The sequence below is a fragment of the Flavobacterium sp. YO64 genome (assembly GCF_004119505.1).
GTDB classification, from domain to species: Bacteria; Bacteroidota; Bacteroidia; order Flavobacteriales; family Flavobacteriaceae; genus Flavobacterium; species Flavobacterium oncorhynchi.
Genome location: NZ_NRQV01000004.1, coordinates 156070 through 176198 on the forward strand (window position 1 = coordinate 156070; position 20129 = coordinate 176198).

Annotated in this window: 14 protein-coding genes and 1 riboswitch; all 14 genes read right to left on the reverse strand. The window is 35.2% G+C overall.

What is annotated here, in order from left to right; genetic code table 11:
- Window positions 1-236: 236 nt before the first annotated feature.
- Entirely contained in the window at window positions 237-1397 is a 1161-nt protein-coding gene (locus tag BOW57_RS04425) for a PepSY domain-containing protein (protein WP_129053171.1), read from the reverse strand.
- A gap of 81 nt (window positions 1398-1478) precedes the next feature.
- On the reverse strand, window positions 1479-2723 hold the full coding sequence (locus BOW57_RS04430; RefSeq protein WP_129053172.1) for a DUF4374 domain-containing protein: 1245 nt from the start codon (window positions 2721-2723) through the stop codon (window positions 1479-1481).
- A 35-nt stretch (window positions 2724-2758) separates the two neighbouring features.
- A complete protein-coding gene (locus BOW57_RS04435) occupies window positions 2759-5104 on the reverse strand; it encodes a TonB-dependent receptor (protein WP_129053173.1) in 2346 nt (781 codons plus the stop codon).
- 292 nt (window positions 5105-5396) lie between these two features.
- Window positions 5397-6806, reverse strand: a complete 1410-nt coding sequence (locus BOW57_RS04440) for a pyridoxal-dependent decarboxylase (protein WP_129053174.1) — start codon at window positions 6804-6806, stop codon at window positions 5397-5399.
- Window positions 6807-6895: 89 nt separating this feature from the next.
- Window positions 6896-8119 carry a dicarboxylate/amino acid:cation symporter gene (locus BOW57_RS04445; protein WP_129053175.1) on the reverse strand — a complete coding sequence of 408 codons (1224 nt, stop codon included), beginning with the start codon at window positions 8117-8119 and terminating at the stop codon, window positions 6896-6898.
- Between the two features lie 150 nt (window positions 8120-8269).
- Complete coding sequence (locus BOW57_RS04450) at window positions 8270-8923, reverse strand: class I SAM-dependent methyltransferase (RefSeq protein ID WP_129053176.1); 654 nt, start codon at window positions 8921-8923, stop codon at window positions 8270-8272.
- Window positions 8924-9122: 199 nt separating this feature from the next.
- Window positions 9123-10079 (reverse strand): methylenetetrahydrofolate reductase [NAD(P)H], encoded by a 957-nt coding sequence (gene metF, locus BOW57_RS04455; RefSeq protein ID WP_129053177.1) that lies wholly within the window; start codon window positions 10077-10079, stop codon window positions 9123-9125.
- A gap of 156 nt (window positions 10080-10235) precedes the next feature.
- Entirely contained in the window at window positions 10236-12911 is a 2676-nt protein-coding gene (gene metH, locus BOW57_RS04460) for a methionine synthase (protein WP_129053178.1), read from the reverse strand.
- Between the two features lie 261 nt (window positions 12912-13172).
- Window positions 13173-13616, reverse strand: coding sequence for a hypothetical protein (locus tag BOW57_RS04465; RefSeq protein WP_129053179.1), 444 nt, complete (start codon window positions 13614-13616; stop codon window positions 13173-13175).
- Window positions 13617-13649: 33 nt separating this feature from the next.
- Window positions 13650-14597 carry a homocysteine S-methyltransferase family protein gene (locus tag BOW57_RS04470; protein ID WP_241687378.1) on the reverse strand — a complete coding sequence of 316 codons (948 nt, stop codon included), beginning with the start codon at window positions 14595-14597 and terminating at the stop codon, window positions 13650-13652.
- Window positions 14598-14944: 347 nt separating this feature from the next.
- Window positions 14945-15061: riboswitch (SAM riboswitch) on the reverse strand.
- A gap of 348 nt (window positions 15062-15409) precedes the next feature.
- Window positions 15410-16462, reverse strand: a complete 1053-nt coding sequence (locus tag BOW57_RS04475; RefSeq protein WP_129053181.1) for an NAD(P)/FAD-dependent oxidoreductase — start codon at window positions 16460-16462, stop codon at window positions 15410-15412.
- Window positions 16463-16558: 96 nt separating this feature from the next.
- Complete coding sequence (locus BOW57_RS04480) at window positions 16559-17140, reverse strand: bifunctional precorrin-2 dehydrogenase/sirohydrochlorin ferrochelatase (protein ID WP_129053182.1); 582 nt, start codon at window positions 17138-17140, stop codon at window positions 16559-16561.
- 101 nt (window positions 17141-17241) lie between these two features.
- On the reverse strand, window positions 17242-18015 hold the full coding sequence (cobA, locus tag BOW57_RS04485; protein WP_129053183.1) for a uroporphyrinogen-III C-methyltransferase: 774 nt from the start codon (window positions 18013-18015) through the stop codon (window positions 17242-17244).
- Window positions 18008-20098, reverse strand: coding sequence for a HEPN domain-containing protein (locus BOW57_RS04490; RefSeq protein ID WP_129053184.1), 2091 nt, complete (start codon window positions 20096-20098; stop codon window positions 18008-18010). The genes cobA and BOW57_RS04490 overlap by 8 nt, the downstream gene beginning before the upstream one ends.
- Window positions 20099-20129 lie beyond the last annotated feature (31 nt).

Below are 20129 nucleotides of genomic sequence, written 5' to 3' on the forward strand. Positions count from 1 at the left end.
CAGTAAATAATCACACCTTTATAAGGCCGAACGAAGTCAGAGTTGTCAGGCCGAGCAAAGTCGAAGCTTACGTATGCTAAATCACTTAGCGGGGCTTCGACTTCGCTCAGCCTCATAATATGATTGTTTATTTTCTTTATCTAAAAACAAAAAAAAGTCTCTTGCAGAATATTATTTCTTGCAAAAGACTTTCAACCAACTAACCAAACAAATAGAAACTTAAAAAGTATTCAATGTTATTTTTTTTGTTTTTTCTTTCTTCCCCACCAAATGTAAAAACCTGTAATAGGAAGACTTGCACATATTAAACTTGCTGTAAAATAAATAATCTTTGTAGTCAATCCGCCTATTGCGCCAATATGCAGACTGTAATTTGATCTCATTAACCAATCTGAGAAACGTTCGTCACTAATGTATTTTTCAGATTTTGGAAGCAGTTCTAATGTTTTAGAATCAAAATATAAATCCCTCCAAATTCCTTTATACATATCTGTGCAAGCATAATAATCGTCTTTGGGTTCATCAGGAAAATGAATGATAACAGCTTCTTTATTTTCCTTAGCAATTTCCGTTCGTACCTTTTTCCAGATAAAATCGGCTCCAGCCAGTTTATCAATTTGCTGTTTAGATATTGTATCATTTTTAACCGAAACAATTTGTTCTTTTTTGTCCTTTTCATCAGCCCAGCCGCCGCTTATCCAATAGGTACTTTCGCGCAGCCAGTGAAAGCTCATTAATAATCCTGTAAAAGAAATTAGTAAAGCCAAAATGACGACATAAAATCCCATAACGTTATGCAAGTCATAATTTAAACGTTTGAGTTTGGCGCTCCATTTTATTTTAAAACTGTTGTTAACCGTTGTTTTATTCCATTTTTTTGGAAACCAAAGTATAAGTCCGCTTATCAATAAAAAGAAAAAAATGAAAGTTGCCCAAGCCGTTATTTGTGCTCCTATTTCACGCTCTAACCAAAGATTTCGATGCCCTTCATCGATAATATGAAAAAAATCTTCGTGATCGACCATTCCGGTAATTTTGCCGTTATACGGATTTACATAAATCAACGAATCTGATTCAATATCAACTTTAACTGATTTATCTAAACCATTATACCACACTCCATGAATTTCTTTATTTGGTAATACTTTTTGAACTGCGGCGTAAATTTTTGAAGGCGGCAGCAGTTTTTCCGGGCTTTGCGCTTCAACATTTAAGTATGGTGAAGTCAACTCTTTTATTTCGTGTTCAAAAACTAGAATGCAACCTGTAATTGCCATTATGAACACAATTATTCCTGAAGCAAGACCCAGCCATAAATGCAGCCAGGCATTAATTTTACTAAAACGTGATTTTCCTTTATTGGGCGGTTTACCCGTTCGGCTTTTAATAGCAGTCATTGAAATTATAATTTAATAAAAAGAAAAAAATGGCTTGAGCATCTTTTAAGATACTTCAAGCCATCTATAATAGATTAGAATTTAGAAAGTAAGTTTACCAATTGTTGGTAAATAAAGACCTTCTTTAATAAGAGCTCCAGCTTTTGCATTACCTGTTGCAATATCAATTTGATAAACACGAGCTTCATTACCAGTTACGAAACTTTTGTAAGCTTTTCCGTTTTCAACAAATAAACTTCCAACTCCAAAAAACTCATCACCGCCATGATCAGGTAATCCTGTAACCGCTAAAACAGTTTTTGCTGATAAGTCAAGAATTGCCGACTTGAATATGGTTTGTGTGCTTAAGAAACTGTAAACTGATTTTTCTGGATCAAGAGAAGCAGGAATATAAGAGATAAAAACTTTCTCTCCGCCTAATGGATATGCTGCTAAAACTTTTCCTTTAATAGTACTTGCTTCAAGATCAAAGAAATATCCTGGATCAAATTTAGCATCTCCTTTTTTAATACGTAAAACTCCTGAAGCTGCAGCTGTAACTGGATAACCTCCTGCACGTGCATTAGATGAAAAAGTATAGATATCTCCAGATTCAGTTTGTACAATTCCTGTATTAGTGTAATACATTCCAATTGCAGTTGTTCTAGTATCTTTTATTGTTGTAACATATTCTAAAGAAGGGTATTTGTAAACTCTTACAACCGCATCTGAAGATAATACTACATTTTTCTTCTCGCTTACATCTTTAGTATAAACCGGAACAAAAAGTTTGTCGCCAGAAACTGCAGCTCCAGTTGGCCAATATAATATGTTTTTATTTCCAGGAGTTACACTAAAGTCATTAAACTTACGACCATCGATTGAAACCGTTGTCGGGTTGTAAATCATAAGTTCATAATCAGATGAACTTCCGTCCCACGTAGCGCCAATATTGATCATTTTTTTATCATCAGTATAACCTACAGCGTAAGACGATTCGAAAGCTAATTTTCCGCCTGGAACTAATTTCCCTGCGTTGTTAAGGTGAAATGAAACTGATCCTTCATCTCCTGTACTCAATGCAAAAAAAGTATTTTGTACTGGGAAACAGCTTCCTTCTTGCTCAATTCCAACTCCTTTAGCGCTGATTTCGCCAGTCATTAATTGATCTGTAGAGTTAAAATCTAATATATATTGTGTGTAATCGTCTAACCAATATGATGCAACGTATTTTGCACCATTTACCGTTGACTCTTCTTTTGAAGATGAATCATCGCTGCTGCATGAAAAAATAGATAATGACAGAAAGCCCAATGCAAAGCATTTTGCGAATTTGTTTACTAACATGATTATAATTATTAAGGGTTATTATTAAAATTTAATTACTGAAGAAAATATCTGAACTTAACGGCAAAAGCACGTCCTGGCTTTTGAACTTTAAAGTAGTCGTAAACCTTAACATCAGTAATATTTCTACATTCGAATGCGAGATTGTATTTTCCTTTCAAAAATGAATAGGCAACCATTGCATTCTGGGTAAATTGTTCAGGAATAGCTTTTTTAGTTTCTAACTCTCCTAAAACCGGCCAAGTCAGATAAAAAGCATCGATATAATTTGCGCTTACATTCAAAGAAAGCTTGTCTCCTTGATATTTGACATTTTTAAAATTAAAAGTCAAATCAGCATTTCCATAAAAAATGGGAACGTTTGGTAATTGTGCATCATACAATGCATCAGGACTTGTTGTTCCTGTTTTGTATTTGTTTTTGTTAAGGCTTTTTTGGTATGTTGCATTTACCTCGAACGTAAGTAAATCGGTGTAACCGTATCGAAGAACTCCATCAATACCTGATACTTGTACATTTTGCAAGTTTTCAAATACTGTTTTATCTCCATCTTGTCTTTCTCTAATAAAATCTTTTGCTTCTCTGTATATTAAACTGGTTTCAGCATTAAAGTGATTTTTTTCTTTTTGAAGAATAAAAGCAAGTCCCAAATTTGCGTTGTCACTGCTCTCTGGTTTTAAGCCAATATTGCTGTTTACAGTTAAACCATCTCCAAGCATTTCGATTGCAGCCGGCAAACGATATGCATGCTCATAAGATCCTTTTATTTGTAATTTATCCGATAAATGATAAGCTGTAGTAGTGCCATAACCATAATTAGTCGATGTCGTTGATTGCGTTATTCCGCCAGAAATCATTTTGGTTTCTAAATCAAACATTTTTCCAAAAGCAGAAATAGCCAATCGATTATCTAAACCGCTGAAGTTATACCCCAATCCTAAAATGTTTTTATTAATTGTTGGTTCACCAAGCTCAATTACTGTTAAATATTCATCTGTTTCTTTACGTTTATAACCTAAATAAGAATAATTTACAGCCAGCGAATGCTGCTCGCTCACTTGGTATTTTAAATTAGTTGTAAGCTGGGCATTTTCTTCATCATAAACATAAATACTCTTGTTTCCCAGTTCTCCTTTATCGCTGTTTCCTGCAAATTGTCTGTATACATAATTCCCTGTCCAATCATACACTCTTGACGATGTATCTACAGATCTGTTGTTTACCAAAGCGTACGTACTGTTTACATTTAGCGATAATCCTTTAGTAAACAGATTGTCTTTTTTATATTTTAAAGAAGTAATAAAACTTTCACTGTCTGTAAATGCCTGTCCAACCACTTTTTGCATTGATCTTCCCTGCTGAATTTCCTTTTTATTGCCAGACATCGCAAAACCAACAAGCAAATAATCCGCAAAACTTTTGTTCTTAAATCCTGCCTCAGCCATTATAGTTCCTGACTTGTAACCGTCGTGAAAGTGTTTGTATTTTTGTTCTGGCAAAAACTTCGAGGTGTTTTTATCAACTACACTTACATCTACTTTATAATCGTTATCTGAGTAATTTGCAAAAGCATTAATATTAGCAATAAACCCATCTTTACCAGAAAATCTAGTGTTTACAGCCGCTCTATGAGTATTAAAAGAACCATAACTGTAAGAAGCATCGATGTAGCGGTTTACGTTTTTATTTGTAATAATATTTACTGCGCCTCCCAAAGCGTCTGCACCCAATTCTACAGGAACAACACCTTTGTAAACATCAATTCTTTCAGCCATATTTACCGGAATATTATTTAAGGTAAGTGATGAACCATAACTATCCATAGGCACTCCGTCAAGAAAAAACTTAACTTGATTTCCTGAGAAACCATTTAATGAAAAGTTGAACGCAGATCCTAATCCTCCATATTCACGAATACGTACTCCTGTAGTTTTATTTAAAACCTGATTTAAATCGGCAGTTGTATTGTATGTTTTTTTAAGATCGACAGAAGTAATGTTGTATGCCTGCTCTCGGGCGCGCTGTACTTTCGACTTTCCCTTTACAGCAACTTCGTTTAAAGCTGCCATATCTTCCTCCATTGTTATATTCTGAGTTGGTTTGCCGCCTTGTTTAAGCGAAACTGCCGCTTCTGTAGTTTTAAAACCAACATGAGTAATCAATAAAATATAGTCTCCACTTTCGGCATTAATTTTATATTCTCCTTTAGTATTAGTTAATGTTGCGTAAGCGGTTCCTTTTAGTGCTACCGAAACGCCTTCAGCTGGCTTGCCTTGATTTGTTAAAATAACTCCGGTTAAGTTTACTTTGTTTTTTTGTGAGTACCCTTGAAGTGAGGTGAAAATAATCGTGATCAAGAGTAATAATCTACTTATTTGCATCAGATAAATATGGTTTGAAAATTAAATTGACAACAAACTTAGCCTCTTTCAATAGTTTTTCCAAACTATTTTTAATTATTCTAAATAAGAATAATAATTAACTTTTAAACTTAAAAATCAATAAAAAAAACAGCGTTCCTTAATCAATAATTAACTTTAGCTTAAGATTTGATTAATATTTTCAATCATAAAAGTTAAATTATAGAACACTTTTTTAAGGAAAAACAAAATTTAACGCATAAAAAAAGCCCGCTTAATACATAAACGGGCTTTAAAAATTCTATTTTAGGACTTATAAATCCAAATCTGAAATTATATTTTTCATTTCTTCTATTACAATTTTAATATCTTCTTCGGCGGTTCTCCAATTTACAAATGAAGCTCTAATGCCTTTTTTATTTTGATAAACAGTTGGCGTCATAAATACTTTTCCTGTATCATTTAGCCGCGTTAAGAATTGAGCAACTTTATCTTGATTTTCATCTCCTTTTAAAGTAAAACAAACATTATTTAAACGAATTGGAGCAAGAAGTTCAAAGCGGCTGTCTTCAATAAGCTCATTTCCAAAATGCAGCGCAAGTAAAGCACTTTTTTCAATAATATCACAAAATCCTTCTTTTCCGTAAGCCACTAAAGAAAACCAAACTGGCAAAGCTCTTAAACGACGTGAGTTTTCTGGAAGAACATTTAAATAATTAAAATTTTCAAGCGGGTTTCCTAAATAAGGTGCATTCGAATTTTGAAACGTTTCAATTTGTAGATTAATATGCTCTTTTTTTACCAAATAAAATGCACTTTCATAAGGAACATTCAACCATTTATGGCAATCAACAGCAATACTGTCTGCACCCTGCCAGCCTTCTACATAATGCTTATATTTCTCTGAAACTGCAGCGAAACCGCCAAAAGCTGCATCAATATGCCACCAAAAATTGTATTTCGATTTAAGAGCTGAAATCTCCTTAAAATCATCAAAATCAGCTGTATTTACCGTTCCTGCACTAGAAATTAAGATAAAAGGTTTCCCATTTAATTCTTTTATTTTTGTTTCTAAATCATCAATATCAATTGCTTCACGGTTACCTTCACTTGTTTTTACAACTGTATAATTCTGACTTCCAATTCCTAACATTGATAATGTTTTTAAAGAAGACGAATGCGGCATTGCGGTCAATATATTGATCGTCTCCGAAATTCCATTCTTAGCAAAATCTTTACCCAATTGTTTTCCAAACCATTGTCTCGCTACTCCTAAACAAGTAAAATTTGACATTGTTGCTCCAGTAACAAATCCGCCCATGAATGTATCAGGAAGTTCTAGTAATTGAAGTAATAAATGAATGGTTTCAAATTCTATTAAAGCTGAATTTCCGCCTTGTGCCGCGACTGCCTGTGTATTCTGATCGTAAATCGACGACAGCCAATCGCCTACAATTGAAGCAGGAGTTGATCCTCCAGTTACAAAACCCCAATAACGCGGGCCTGGCGAAGAGACTAATAAAGGAACCAATCTTTCATTAAATTCTATTAAAGCTTCTTCAGAACCCAAACCTAATTCGTTTAAAGCACGGTTTGTATCCACTTTATTTTTGCTAGAAGTTGGAATATTCTCAAGATTATTCAAGAAATCAATTCCTTGTTGTTTTGCTTTTTCTAAGATAACTTCGAAATTTTTTAGATCATGCTGCAGTATTGAATTCATATTATATAGTATTGATTTTCATACTGATTTTTCAGTAGAAAACAGGTTAATTAATATTTAATGTGAAAATGTAAAACGTACTTAAAAAGCTACCATTTGGTCTTTTCTGAAAATCTGGAAACCATCATAGAACAAATTACGTCGCCGTTTGCATTTAGTAAAGTAGCAATTGGATCAACCAGAGTTCCCAGAATCATGGCAACTGGCAACGCCTGTTCCATTGGAAAACCATAAACGGTGATGGCTAAAACTTCTCCTATATAACCTCCGTTTGGAATTCCGCCTTCGACAATCGAAACAATAATTGTAATTCCAAGTGCCAAAAGTATAGTTGAAGGTTCTGTAAAATCTTTTCCAAACATGGCAAACAAAAAGGTTATTTTTAAAATAGATGACATACTCGAACCATCTTTATGCAAAGGTGCTCCAAGCGGAATCACCAAATTACGAACATGTGCTGGAATTCCCATTTTTTGTGCCGCATCGAGATTTGCCGGAATCGTTGCAATACTGCTGCAAGTTCCAACTGCCGTTAATGAAGCGGTTACATTATTGCTCCAAAAAACTTTGAAAGCTCTTTTTCCGCCGGCAACAAGTGCATATAAACTAAAAAATACAAAGAAATAAAAAATGCAGGCGGCATAATAAACAGCCATAGGTTTTGCATAAACTCCAAACAACTGCGGTCCAAAAATACCGACTTGATAAGCAAAATAAGCTCCTAAACCAATTGGGGCAAATTTCATTATAATATTCAAAAGCTGCTTCATTACCTCGTTTCCTGAATCCAGAAAACTTTTGAAAGCATTTCCTTTTTCACCAGATTGTAATGTGGCAAAGCCGATTAAAAAGGAGAATATAATAAGCGCCAGCATGCTTTTTCGTGACAATAACTCGAAGAAATCATTTGCTGTAAGCAGCTTTGCGATTTGATCTCCAGCTGATCCGGATTGAATGTTTTCAAACGGAACTTTGGTAATAGCAATATCCTGATGAATTGGAAAAAGGTAAACGGCACAGATCATTACAATGCCAGAAATAAGAATTGTCGCGAGAAAAACCAATATCATTATAACAAACAGCTTTCCAAGTTTCTCTGTTTTTTCTAAATTGGCAATTGAAGAACCAATCGTAAAAAAGATAAGCGGGATAATTGCCGTAAAAAGTAAATTCAGAAATATATCGCCAATCGGTTTTATTATCAGAACTTTTTCTCCAAATACCAATCCTAAAATACTTCCTATAATAATCCCGCCAAGAAGCAAAAGTATGCTGCTGTAACTCTGTAAAAAATTGATTTTCTTAACTTCCATAAAATTTTAAGGATTATAATTCAGAAAGATTAAATAATAACGTAATGAAAGTACTCAAAAAACTGCGAAGATTTTTTTTTGCCACAGATTAAAGGATTAACACAGATTAAAAAATCCTTTTCTAATCTTTTTAATCTGTGGTAAAAAAATCTATTTCTCCAGAACAATCGTAGTAAAAGCTCTGTCGACTAATTCTCCTGTTTTGCTTTTTACTTTTTCGGTTTGGGTTTCTGTATAGACGATTTTAAAAGGCGATTTCTTAATTAATTCTTGTGCTTTTTCAGTACTGTATAATTCGAATTCAAATTGAGTAAATGGAAGCTGCTTCATGAAATCTTCTTCCGCAAATGTTAAGCAGAAATTCCCATTCGGCTTTAGTACTCTGTAAATCTCTGCTAATAATTCTTCCGGCTTTTGCCAAAAATAAATCGTATTTACCGTAAATATTTTATCAAAAAAATCATTTTCAAACGGAATTTTATTTCCGTCATAAAGCGAAAAGAAAGCTTGTTTTTGAGAAACAAAATTTCGATTAATTTGGCGCGCTTCCTGAAACATCAATTCCGACATTTCCAGTCCGTAGTATTTTAAATTTTTGGCTTGTTCAAACAGAAATTCAACATGTCCTGCATTTCCGTGACCCAATTCTAGAATTTTGTTTTCGTTTGATACATTCAAATTTTGAATCGAATGGCGTGTCATATTGATGTTCGTTTCGTTCATCATATTTCCCATTTCGATTCCTTTTTCTCCTGTTGGAAGTTTTAACTGAGAGGCTATGGCTTGTAGTTCTTCTTGTTTCATTACACGAAAATTTTAAACTTCTAAATTAAACAAAATCCTTCGAGAATTCGTTATCGTCTGAATTCCAATTTTATGCCATTTTTGTCATTCCGAGGAACGAGGAATCGCACTAGAAGCTCTATAAAGATTGGATTCTCTTTGTGGAGTTACTTGCGGAGATTTCTCCTTCGTCGAAATGACAAGTTTGAGTCGAAAACTTTTAAAAAACCTGACTCGCGATCTGACGAATATTCTCTGATTTGCCCATTGAATAATAGTGTAAAACAGGAACTCCGGCAGCTTTTAATTCAAGTGACTGCTGAATCGCCCATTCGATTCCGACTTGCTTGATTTCAGCGTTATTTTTGCATTTATAAACTGCATCGATTAAATCTTCAGGTAAATCAATTCTGAAAATTTGAGGCAGAATTTGCAAATGTCTTTGTACCGCAATTGGTTTAATTCCTGGAATAATTGGGATTGTAATACCTATTTCTCTTGCTTTTTCTACAAAAGCAAAATATTTCGAATTGTCAAAAAACATTTGTGTTACCACATAATCTGCTCCTGCATCTACTTTTTCTTTAAATCTTTTTAAGTCAGATTGTAATGATGGTGATTCTAAATGTTTTTCAGGATAACCTGCAACACCTATACAGAAATCGGCCTTGTTATCAATATCCATCACTTCATGAAGATATTTTCCACAATTCAAATCATTAATTTGTTTAACCAAATCAATCGCAAAATGATTTCCACCAGCTTTTGGCACAAAAGATTGTTCATCTTTCATAGCGTCGCCACGAAGCGCCATCACATTATTAATTCCTAAATACTGACAATCAACCAGCATATATTCTGTTTCTTCCTGTGTAAATCCGCCGCAAAGTAAATGTGGAACGGTGTCTACGTTGTATTTATGTTTTATAGAAGCGCAAATTCCAAGCGTCCCTGGACGCATACGAGTCAGTTTTTTATCTAAAAGTCCGTTGCCCTTGTCTATGTAAATATATTCTTCACGCGAAGTTGTTACGTCAATAAACGGCGGTTTAAACTCCATCAACGGATCAATATTATCGTATAATTCCTGAATACTTTTTCCTTTTTGAGGCGGAATAAGTTCAAATGAGAATAATGTATTTCCTTTGGCGTTTTCTATATGCTCTGTTACTTTCATTTCTTAAGTTATGAGTTATGATTATGTTTTTGAATCGTTTGTGTAAAAAATCTGAAATCAAAAACTTAAATCAATCTTTTAGTTTAAAGTCTGAATGTCGAAAGTCGAAAGTCACATTCTTTGAGACTTTATGACTTTTGACTTTATGACTATATTTTAATCTGCTATATTAGGATTTAACCATTTCATGGCGTAATCAGTTGGAACATTACGTCGTTTGGCGTAATCTACCACCTGATCTTCTTTTATTTTTCCGAGTCCGAAATATCGACTTTTCGGATTTCCGAAATAATATCCTGAAACCGATGAAGCCGGCCACATCGCCATACTTTCTGTCAAGGTAACTCCAATTTCTTCAGCTACATTTAAAAGTTTCCAAATCGTTGGTTTTTCCAAGTGATCTGGACAAGCTGGATAACCTGGAGCAGGACGAATTCCTTTATAATTTTCTTTAATCAATTCTTCGTTGGTTAAAGATTCGTCACTATCATAACCCCAGAAATCTTTACGCACTTTTTCGTGAAGATATTCAGCGAAAGCCTCAGCAAAACGATCGGCTAATGCCTTAACCATAATTGAATTGTAATCGTCTAAGTTCTTCTCATATTCGGCAGCCCATTCATCTACACCAAAACCAGTTGTTACGCAGAAAGCTCCCATATAATCTTCGATTCCGCTTTCTTTTGGCAGAATAAAATCGGCCAAAGCAATGTTTGGAGCGCCTTTTGTTTTTTGTGATTGCTGACGAAGCGTTAAGAATTTCTCCAGAACTTTTCCGTTTTCATCACGCAATTCGATATCGTCGTCATCAACCTGATTTGCAGGGAAAATTCCGTAAATACCTTTTGCTTTAAGTTTTTTCTCTTCTAGAATTACTTTCAGCATCGCCTGAGCATCTGCAAAAACAGAAGTAGCTTGTTCACCCACAACCTCATCAGTTAAAATTGCCGGATATTTTCCGTACAATTCCCAAGTCTGAAAAAACGGCGTCCAGTCGATATACGGAACCAAAACATCCAATTCAACTTCGACAATTTGTTTGCCAATTACTTTTGGTTTAGTTGGTGTATATTCCGACCAATCCAATGGTAATTTATTTTTACGCGCATCTTCAATAGTTAAGAAATTCTTATCTCTTGAACGATTTAAAAATGTTTCTCTAAACGAATCGTATTCTGCACGAATATCTGCCGCATATATTTTTCGGTTATGATCTAACAGATTTCCTGCAACGGTAACGGCTCTCGAAGCATCGTTTACGTGAATTACAGTTTCTCTGTATTGAGGCGCGATTTTCACGGCGGTATGCGCGCGCGAAGTGGTTGCTCCACCAATCATAATCGGGATTTTAATTCCTTGTTTGTCTAATTCTTTGGCCAAATAAACCATTTCGTCAAGCGAAGGCGTGATCAGTCCGCTTAATCCGATGATATCAACTTCGTGTTCGATCGCTGCTGCAATAATTTTTTCCGGAGGCACCATAACACCAAGATCTACAATCTCATAATTGTTACAAGCCAAAACTACCGAAACGATGTTTTTACCAATATCGTGAACGTCGCCCTTTACAGTTGCCATCAGGATTTTTCCGTTTCCTTGTTTGTCTCCGGCTTGTTTGCTCGCTTCGATAAATGGCAGTAAATAAGCTACCGCTTTTTTCATTACACGTGCCGATTTTACAACTTGAGGCAAGAACATTTTTCCGCTTCCGAATAAATCTCCAACAACATTCATTCCCGTCATCAAATTGATTTCGATAACTTCAATTGGTTTTGTCGCAGCCAAACGAGCTTCTTCAACATCTTCTTCAATAAAAGCATCGATTCCTTTTACTAATGAATGTGTAATTCGTTCCTGAACCGTTCCAAAACGCCATTCCTGAACTACTTTTTCATCGCTCTTTGCTTCGCCTTTTACATTTTCTGCAAAATCTAAAAGTCGTTCTGTCGCATCATCGCGTCTATCTAAAATTACGTCTTCAACGTGTTCTAATAAATCTTTCGGAATATCATCGTAAATCGTCAACATCTCCGGATTTACGATTCCCATCGTCATTCCGTTTTTAATCGCGTGGTATAAAAACACCGAGTGCATGGCTTCACGAACCGTATCATTTCCTCTAAAAGAAAACGAAACGTTACTTACTCCACCACTAATATGTGCGTGCGGAAGGTTTTCACGAACCCATTTTGTTCCTCTAAAGAAATCCAAAGCGTTTAAGCGATGCTCTTCCATTCCAGTTGCAACTGGGAAAATATTCAAATCGAAAATAATATCCTGCGGAGGAAACCCTACTTTGTTTACCAAAACATCATACGAACGCTGACAAATCTCGACTCTACGATCGTAATTATCGGCCTGACCTACTTCGTCAAAAGCCATGATAATGGCCGCCGCTCCGTAACGTTTGATTAGTCGTGCGTGATGAATAAAGGCTTCTTCGCCTTCTTTTAACGAAATCGAGTTTACAACGCTTTTTCCTTGTACTACTTTTAAACCTGCTTCAATGATTTCCCATTTCGAACTGTCGATCATAATCGGGACTCTCGAAATGTCTGGTTCTGCAGCAATTAAATTCAAAAATTTAGTCATTGCAGTAACGCCGTCAAGCATTCCTTCATCCATATTAATATCGATGATTTGTGCTCCTCCTTCTACCTGTTGTCTTGCAATATCAAGCGCCTCGTCATATTTCTCTTCCTTGATTAATCTTAGGAATTTTCTTGAACCTGTTACATTCGTACGCTCACCAACATTCACGAAAACACTTTCGGGCGTAATAATCAATGGTTCTAATCCTGATAATACAAGGTCTCTTCTTTTTTCTGTCATTTCTTTCTAAGTTACTAAGATCCTGAGATTCTAAGGTTCTAAGTTTTTTATTCTATTTTCTTTCCTACGAGGTTTTTAAAACCTTGTAGGTATATTCGTTTTCAATATTTTAATTTGGGTGTGTCCTTCGGCCGGGCTATCCGTTACAAGTCCTTGACCAATTCCGTTTCACTACATTGGTCTGCGGGTTTTTCACTTCTATCCCTCACGCAGATTCGGTTTCATAAGACGATTTATCATAAATTCATTCTTATAATACATTTATTTCCATTTTGATTTTTCTAAATATTTACCCGTTGCACCATCATCATATTCATAATATTTAGTTTTGACAAAACCCGCTTTAACGATTGCTAAAGAATCAGGTTTTAATTCCTCTTCTAAGAAAATTTCATTCTCTTCAGGTTTATTCAAATCGTATTTTACTTTATAAAACTTATTTATCTCTTTATACAAATTATTTTGACGGGTCCTGTTTCCAATCTTTCCCAAAATCTTTCGATCTGTATAAAAATAATATCTTACAACTTTGTGTCTTTCTGTACCTTCATTTATAGTTACTAATGCAATCGTTTCTCCTTTGAAAGATTTTCTATAATCATTTTTTTGACCAAAATATATTTGGTAGATTATAAAACTAACTACTCCGAAGAACAGAAAAGTTTTCCATTGATTTGTTTTACTTTCCAACGTTACTTTTATCATTTTTAATTTCAAAAGCAAAATTAATTTGGCAATTTATTCAAGAACCGGCGCAACTCTAGGCTTATAATCCTTCGCAACTTCAGCCATTAATCTAATATGATCTGGAGTTGTTCCACAACAACCTCCGATGATATTAATCAAATTATCGTCTAAATATTCTTTAATGAAAGCCTGAGTTTGTTCTGGTGTTTCATCGTATTGTCCGAATGCATTTGGCAATCCTGCATTTGGATGTGCTGAAACATTAAATTGTGTATGCTGTGATAATGTTTTTAAATACGGTTTCAACAAATCGGCTCCAAGTGCACAATTGAATCCTACACTTAATAACGGAATATGCGAAACGGAAATCAAAAACGCTTCAACTGTCTGTCCAGAAAGTGTCCTCCCTGAAGCATCGGTAATTGTTCCTGAAACCATGATCGGAATATCAATATTACGTTCTTCTTTTACTTCTTCGATTGCAAAAAGTGCTGCTTTTGCATTTAATGTATCGAAAATGGTTTCTACCAAAAGTAAATCACAGCCACCGTCCATTAAAGCTTCAGCTTGTTGTTTGTAGGCAATTCGTAAATCGTCAAACGTTACGGCTCTGTAACCCGGATCGTTTACGTCTGGTGACATACTTGCCGTTCTATTTGTTGGCCCGATTGAACCGGCTACGAAACGTGGTTTTTCTGGATTTTTTGCGGTAAACTCGTCGGCTACTTGTCTTGCGATTTTTGCCGATTCGTAGTTTAACTCGTAAACCAAATCTTCCATGTGATAATCGGCCATACCGATTGTCGTTCCTGAGAAAGTATTGGTTTCTACAATGTCAGCACCAGCTTCGTAATAAGCGGCGTGCACATCGCGAATCGCTTGTGGTTGTGTTAGGGATAGTAAATCGTTATTTCCTTTTAATGGATGCGGGAAATCTTTGAAACGCTCTCCTCTAAAATCTTCTTCTGAGAAATTATAGCGCTGCAACATTGTTCCCATTGCTCCGTCAAGGATTAGGATATTTTTTTTATTGCTTCTTGTATCGTAATTGCCATATTCTTTTGTTTTAGCTTCTAAGACGCTAAGGTTCTAAGATGCTAAGTTTTTTATTATGATTGTGAAGTTTAACCTTCGATATTTTTTTCACATTAATTCCAAAAGTGCACTAGTGCTAGCTCATTAGCCCCGATTGAGCCGGTATTCTCGCAATGAAATGGAGAGATATAGGCGAAAGCGGGAACTATTGACTGCAAAAATGCGCCAATGATTCGCTCCTGATACAGAATCTGTTTCAGTAAATATTATATGTTATCGAGAAAAGTTTTGAGAAATACGAGTATGTATTTGTGTTATCTATCTTTAATACTGGAAAATGTCGTATAAAGTAGAATTTAGCACCTTCTTTATGATAAAGGGTTGCTAAGGTTTCATCGGGTCTATCCCTCCGCCTTTCGTGATAACTGACAATAATTTTAAGAACAGTGCAAAGGTATGAAATAGGGTTTCGATTTGCAAATGTTTTTTTTCTAAGGTTCTGAGGTTCTAAGGGACTAAGATGCTAAGGTTTTATCTTTTACGCGATTTAGCTCCAGAGGAGCATAATATTTATAGAAAAACAATCATCACAACATAAAAGCTCCAGCGGAGCGACATATTATTTCGCTCCACTGGAGCTCTTTTGCAAACGGATATTTTTTTTCTATAAATATTTCATCTCTCTGGGATTATTAAAAAAAGCCCAAACTAAAAGTTTGAGCTTTGTATATAAAAAACCTTAGCATCTTAGTCCCTTAGAACCTCAGCACCTCAGATTAAACAATCGCTTTAACAACTGCTTTTGGAGCTTCTTTACGAGTTCCGTCGAAACCGTCTACACCAGAAACTGTTGTATATTTCAATACGTATTTTTTACCTGGATTGATGATTTGGTATGCAGCTTGACACATTAAAGTTGCTTCGTGGAAACCACAAAGGATTAACTTTAATTTTCCTGGATATGTGTTTACGTCTCCAATAGCAAAGATTCCAGGAATGTTAGTTTGATAATCTAATGCATTGTTTACTTTAATGGCATTTTTTTCGATTTCTAATCCCCAGTCTCCAATTGGACCTAATTTTGGTGTTAATCCAAAAAGTGGAATGAAATAGTCACAATCAATTTTACGGTGTGCTCCGTTTTCTTCTATATCTAATGATTCAACATGCTCAGCACCGTTGATTCCGATAACTTCTGCTGGTGTAATTAATTTAATTTTTCCAGCTGTTTTTAATTCCTGTACTTTTTCTACAGAATCTAAAGCACCTCTAAATTCATTTCTTCTGTGAATTAAAGTTACTTCTGAAGCTACGTTTGCCAAGAAGATACTCCAGTCTAAAGCTGAATCTCCTCCTCCTGCAATAACAACTCTTTTGTCTCTGAATTTCTCTGGATTTTTGATGAAGTATTTTACTCCTTTATTTTCATAAAACTCAATATCTTCAATAAGTGGTTTACGCGGCTCAAAACTTCCTAAACCTCCAGCAATTGCGATAACTGGTGCATGAAATTTAGTTCCCTTATTTGAAGTTACGATGAAAGAACCGTCTTCTTGTTTTTCGATTGTTTCTGCACGTTCTCCTAAAGTGAAGCCTGGCTCAAATTGTTTGATTTGCTCTTGCAAACCATCAATTAAATCTCCTGCTAATACTTCTGGGAATCCCGGAATATCGTAAATTGGTTTCTTTGGATATAACTCTGACAGCTGTCCTCCTGCTTGTGGAAGTGCATCTAAAATGTGGCATTTTAATTTTAACAATCCTGCCTCGAAAACGGCAAATAAACCTGTTGGTCCTGCTCCAATTATAAGTATATCTGTTTTAATCATTATGGTTGTTGTTTATAATCATTCTTAATAATACAAAGAAACGAATAATTTATTCTACTAACAATGATTTTTATCATTATTCATTTCTCTTATATGTTACTCTTTATTTTTTAATGAAGATGTGATCTCGTTCATTCTTTTAACCTTTTCTTCAAAATTACCTTTTAAGGTTTTTCTGTATTCATTTAGGTTTTCAACCATTTGGTTAATATCCTCAGGAATTACTTCTTCAAAAAACTCCCGAAGCCTTTTGGCTGTTGTTGGCGATTTTCCGTTTGTTGAAATCGCGATTTTCACATTTCCTTTTGTCACGATTCCGCCTAGATAATAATCGCATAAATCTGGCGTATCGGCTATATTGCAAATCAAATAACGTTTTCTGGCTAAATCGTAAACCCTTTTATTCACTTTTAAATTGTCTGTACAGGCAATTACCATGTGACGTTTTTTGATCATTTTCTTTTTGAACTTCGCTTCCGTCAATTTAATTGATGGATGATTTTCGGCTAAAACTTTAATTTCTAAATGAAAATCCGGTGCTACAACCTCAACATTCGCATTTGGACTTGACTTTAGCAAGAAAGAAAGCTTTTCTAAACCTACATTTCCTCCACCCACAATTAAAACATTCAGATTGTGAAGTTTTAAGAATATGGGATATAATTCGTTCTGTTCCATTTTAATTTATTTTCATCTAACCAAAATTAGATGATTTTTTGATGCGTATTGAATTAAATATCCATGCATTCCCGAGGTTGAAACCTCGGGCTATGTTTTAATTATCTTGCGATTTCTTTCGTCAAAAATTCTTCGTAGAATCCTTTTAATTTATTGCTTTCTCTCACAACTTCTCCAAGAACAATAATCGCAGGAGAACCTAATTCTTTTTGTTTTACAACTTCCAAAATCGAATCAACTGTTCCAACTCCTACTTTTTCTTCTGCTGTCGTTCCGTTTTGGATGATGGCAACTGGTAAATTTCCTTTATCTTCTTTTTGAAACAAATCGATTATTTGAGGCAATTTGTGCATTCCCATCAAGATCACAACAGTTGCAGAAGATTTGGCTGATAAAGCAATATCCGAAGATAATTTTCTATCAGAAGTTGTTCCTGTAATTGCCCAAAAGCTTTCTGAAACGCCTCTTTTTGTAATCGAAATTCCCTGACTTGCAGGAACTGCAACTACTGATGAAATTCCGGGAACTACGATTGTTTCTATTCCGAAACTTTCTGCGAATTCTACTTCTTCACTTCCTCTTCCAAAAATAAACGGATCTCCGCCTTTTAACCGAACTACGTTTCCGTAAGTCAGTGCATTATCTACAATCAATTGATTGATTTGATCTTGCGTGTAAGCATGATTTCCGATTCTTTTGCCGACAAAAATTCGGATGGCATTTTTGGGTGCATAATCCAGAATTTCTTCGTTAGCCAAAGCGTCGTATAAAACCACATTAGCTTCAGCCAATGCTTTTACAGCTTTCAGCGTAAGTAAATCGGGATCGCCCGGACCTGCACCGACTAAAGTTATTTTGGGTTTTATATTATGCATTTTCTAATTCCTGAGCTCTAAAAGTTTCGATTTTATCAAAGAAAACTACTGCCTGAGCAATGTAATCTTTAGCGAAAGCTTCTGATGGTTCATTTTTATTGATTTGGTAAACCAAGTCTTTAAAAGTTGAGTTTAATTCGATTTTATTATTTTCAACAAAAACAGTGTCAAACAAGTCTACAATTCCTGCGTGGTGATTTGTTTTTTGGTTTTCAGACAACAATAAAGCTTTTGCTCCATTTACAAATCCTGCGTAAGCATGATAAATCGCATCTGACCATTTTTTCTCGTCGAATGATTCTTGAGCTAAAAACAATTTCTCTTTAGCTTCAAACAATAAAGTCGCAACTAAATCGATCACAACTCCGGCACATTCTCCAACTCCAACTGCTTTTACGTAATTGTCTGCGTTACCCCAATCCACAAAATCAGCTTCTGTTAAATTGGTTACATCTGCAAAAGGTTTTAAGATTTCATAGAAATATTTTTCTCCTTTTGTATCATAATAATCTAGGAATTTTTGTCCGCTTCCGTTAGTATCAAAATCATTTAAAATGGTACGCAACGCATCTGGGCCTCTACGACTAGGCACTTTGATTACTTTATCAGCAAAACGTCCTGCTCCATCTCCTAATCTTCCTCCACCCAATAAAACTTGTAAAGCCGGAGCAACTAATTTTCCTGAGTTGATAGACATTCCTTGGAATCCAATTGCAGACATATTGTGCTGTCCGCAGGCATTCATACAGCCTGAAATCTTAATTTCGATTTCACGGTTGTTTAAATATTGAGGATATTCAGCAGTTAAAACTCTTTCTAATTCTTCTGCAATACCGGTACTACTTGCAATCCCCAAGTTGCAAGTATCTGTACCCGGACATGCCGTAATATCTCCAACTGAATTATATCCTAGCTGAACAAAATCCAACTTCGCTAATTCTTGATAAAAGAAAGGAAGATTCTCCTCTTTTATGTGTCGTATTACAATATTTTGACGCAATGAAAAACGCAATTCATTTGCTCCGTAATTTTTAATTAAATCGGCTAATAATCTCGCTTTATCGGTATAAAAATCTCCTAATAAAACTTTAATTCCGATAGCGTAATAACCGTCTTGTTTTTGCTTGATTACATTCGATTTTTTCCACGCTTCATACGCTTTTGTATCTTCGATTGTAACTTGCGGAACTTCTAAAACTGGTTCGGTAATTGGACCGTCAAAAGCGGTTGTATCAATTTCGTAGGTTTCAAACGCAATGGCTTTTTTCTCTTGTTCAACCAAATCAAGGAAAACATCTCTTCCCATTTCTTTGATTAAGAATTTCATACGCGCTTTCATTCTTTTGGCACGCTCACCATATCTATCAAAAACACGGATGATTCCTTCTGCTGTTGGAATGATTTCGTTTACCGGAACAAACTCTGAAAGTAATTCGGCATGTGCTGGCTGAGATCCTAAACCTCCTCCAAACATGATTTTAAAACCTTTTTGTCCGTCTTTAATTTTCGGAATAAATCCTAAATCGTGTAAATAACTCAAAGCTGTATCTTCATCTGAAGAAGAGAACGAAATTTTGAATTTACGTCCCATTTCCTGACAAATTGGGTTTCTTAACAAATATTGAAAAAGTCCGTGTGCATAAGGCGAAACATCAAATGGTTCGTTTACGTCAACTCCAGCCAATTCACTTCCTGTAATATTTCTAACCGTGTTTCCACAAGCTTCACGAAGTGTAATATCGTCTTTAGCCAAATCTGCCCAAAGCTCAGGAGTTCTGTCTAAACTAACGTAGTGAATCTGGATATCCTGACGTGTTGTAATGTGCAAACGTCCTGTAGAATATTCATCAGAAACTTGTGTAATACGCACCAATTGCTCGCTGGTTACTTTTCCATACGGCAATTTGATACGAATCATCTGAACGCCTTCCTGACGCTGTCCGTAGATTCCACGCGCTAAACGAAGACTACGAAAACGCTCATCATCAATTTTTCCTCCACGGAATAAGTGAATCTTTTTTTCTAATTCGATAATCTCCTTCTGAACTACCGGATTTTCTATTTCTGTTCTAAAACTTTCCATTTCTCTTTTTCGCTTTAGGCTTTAAGCTTTA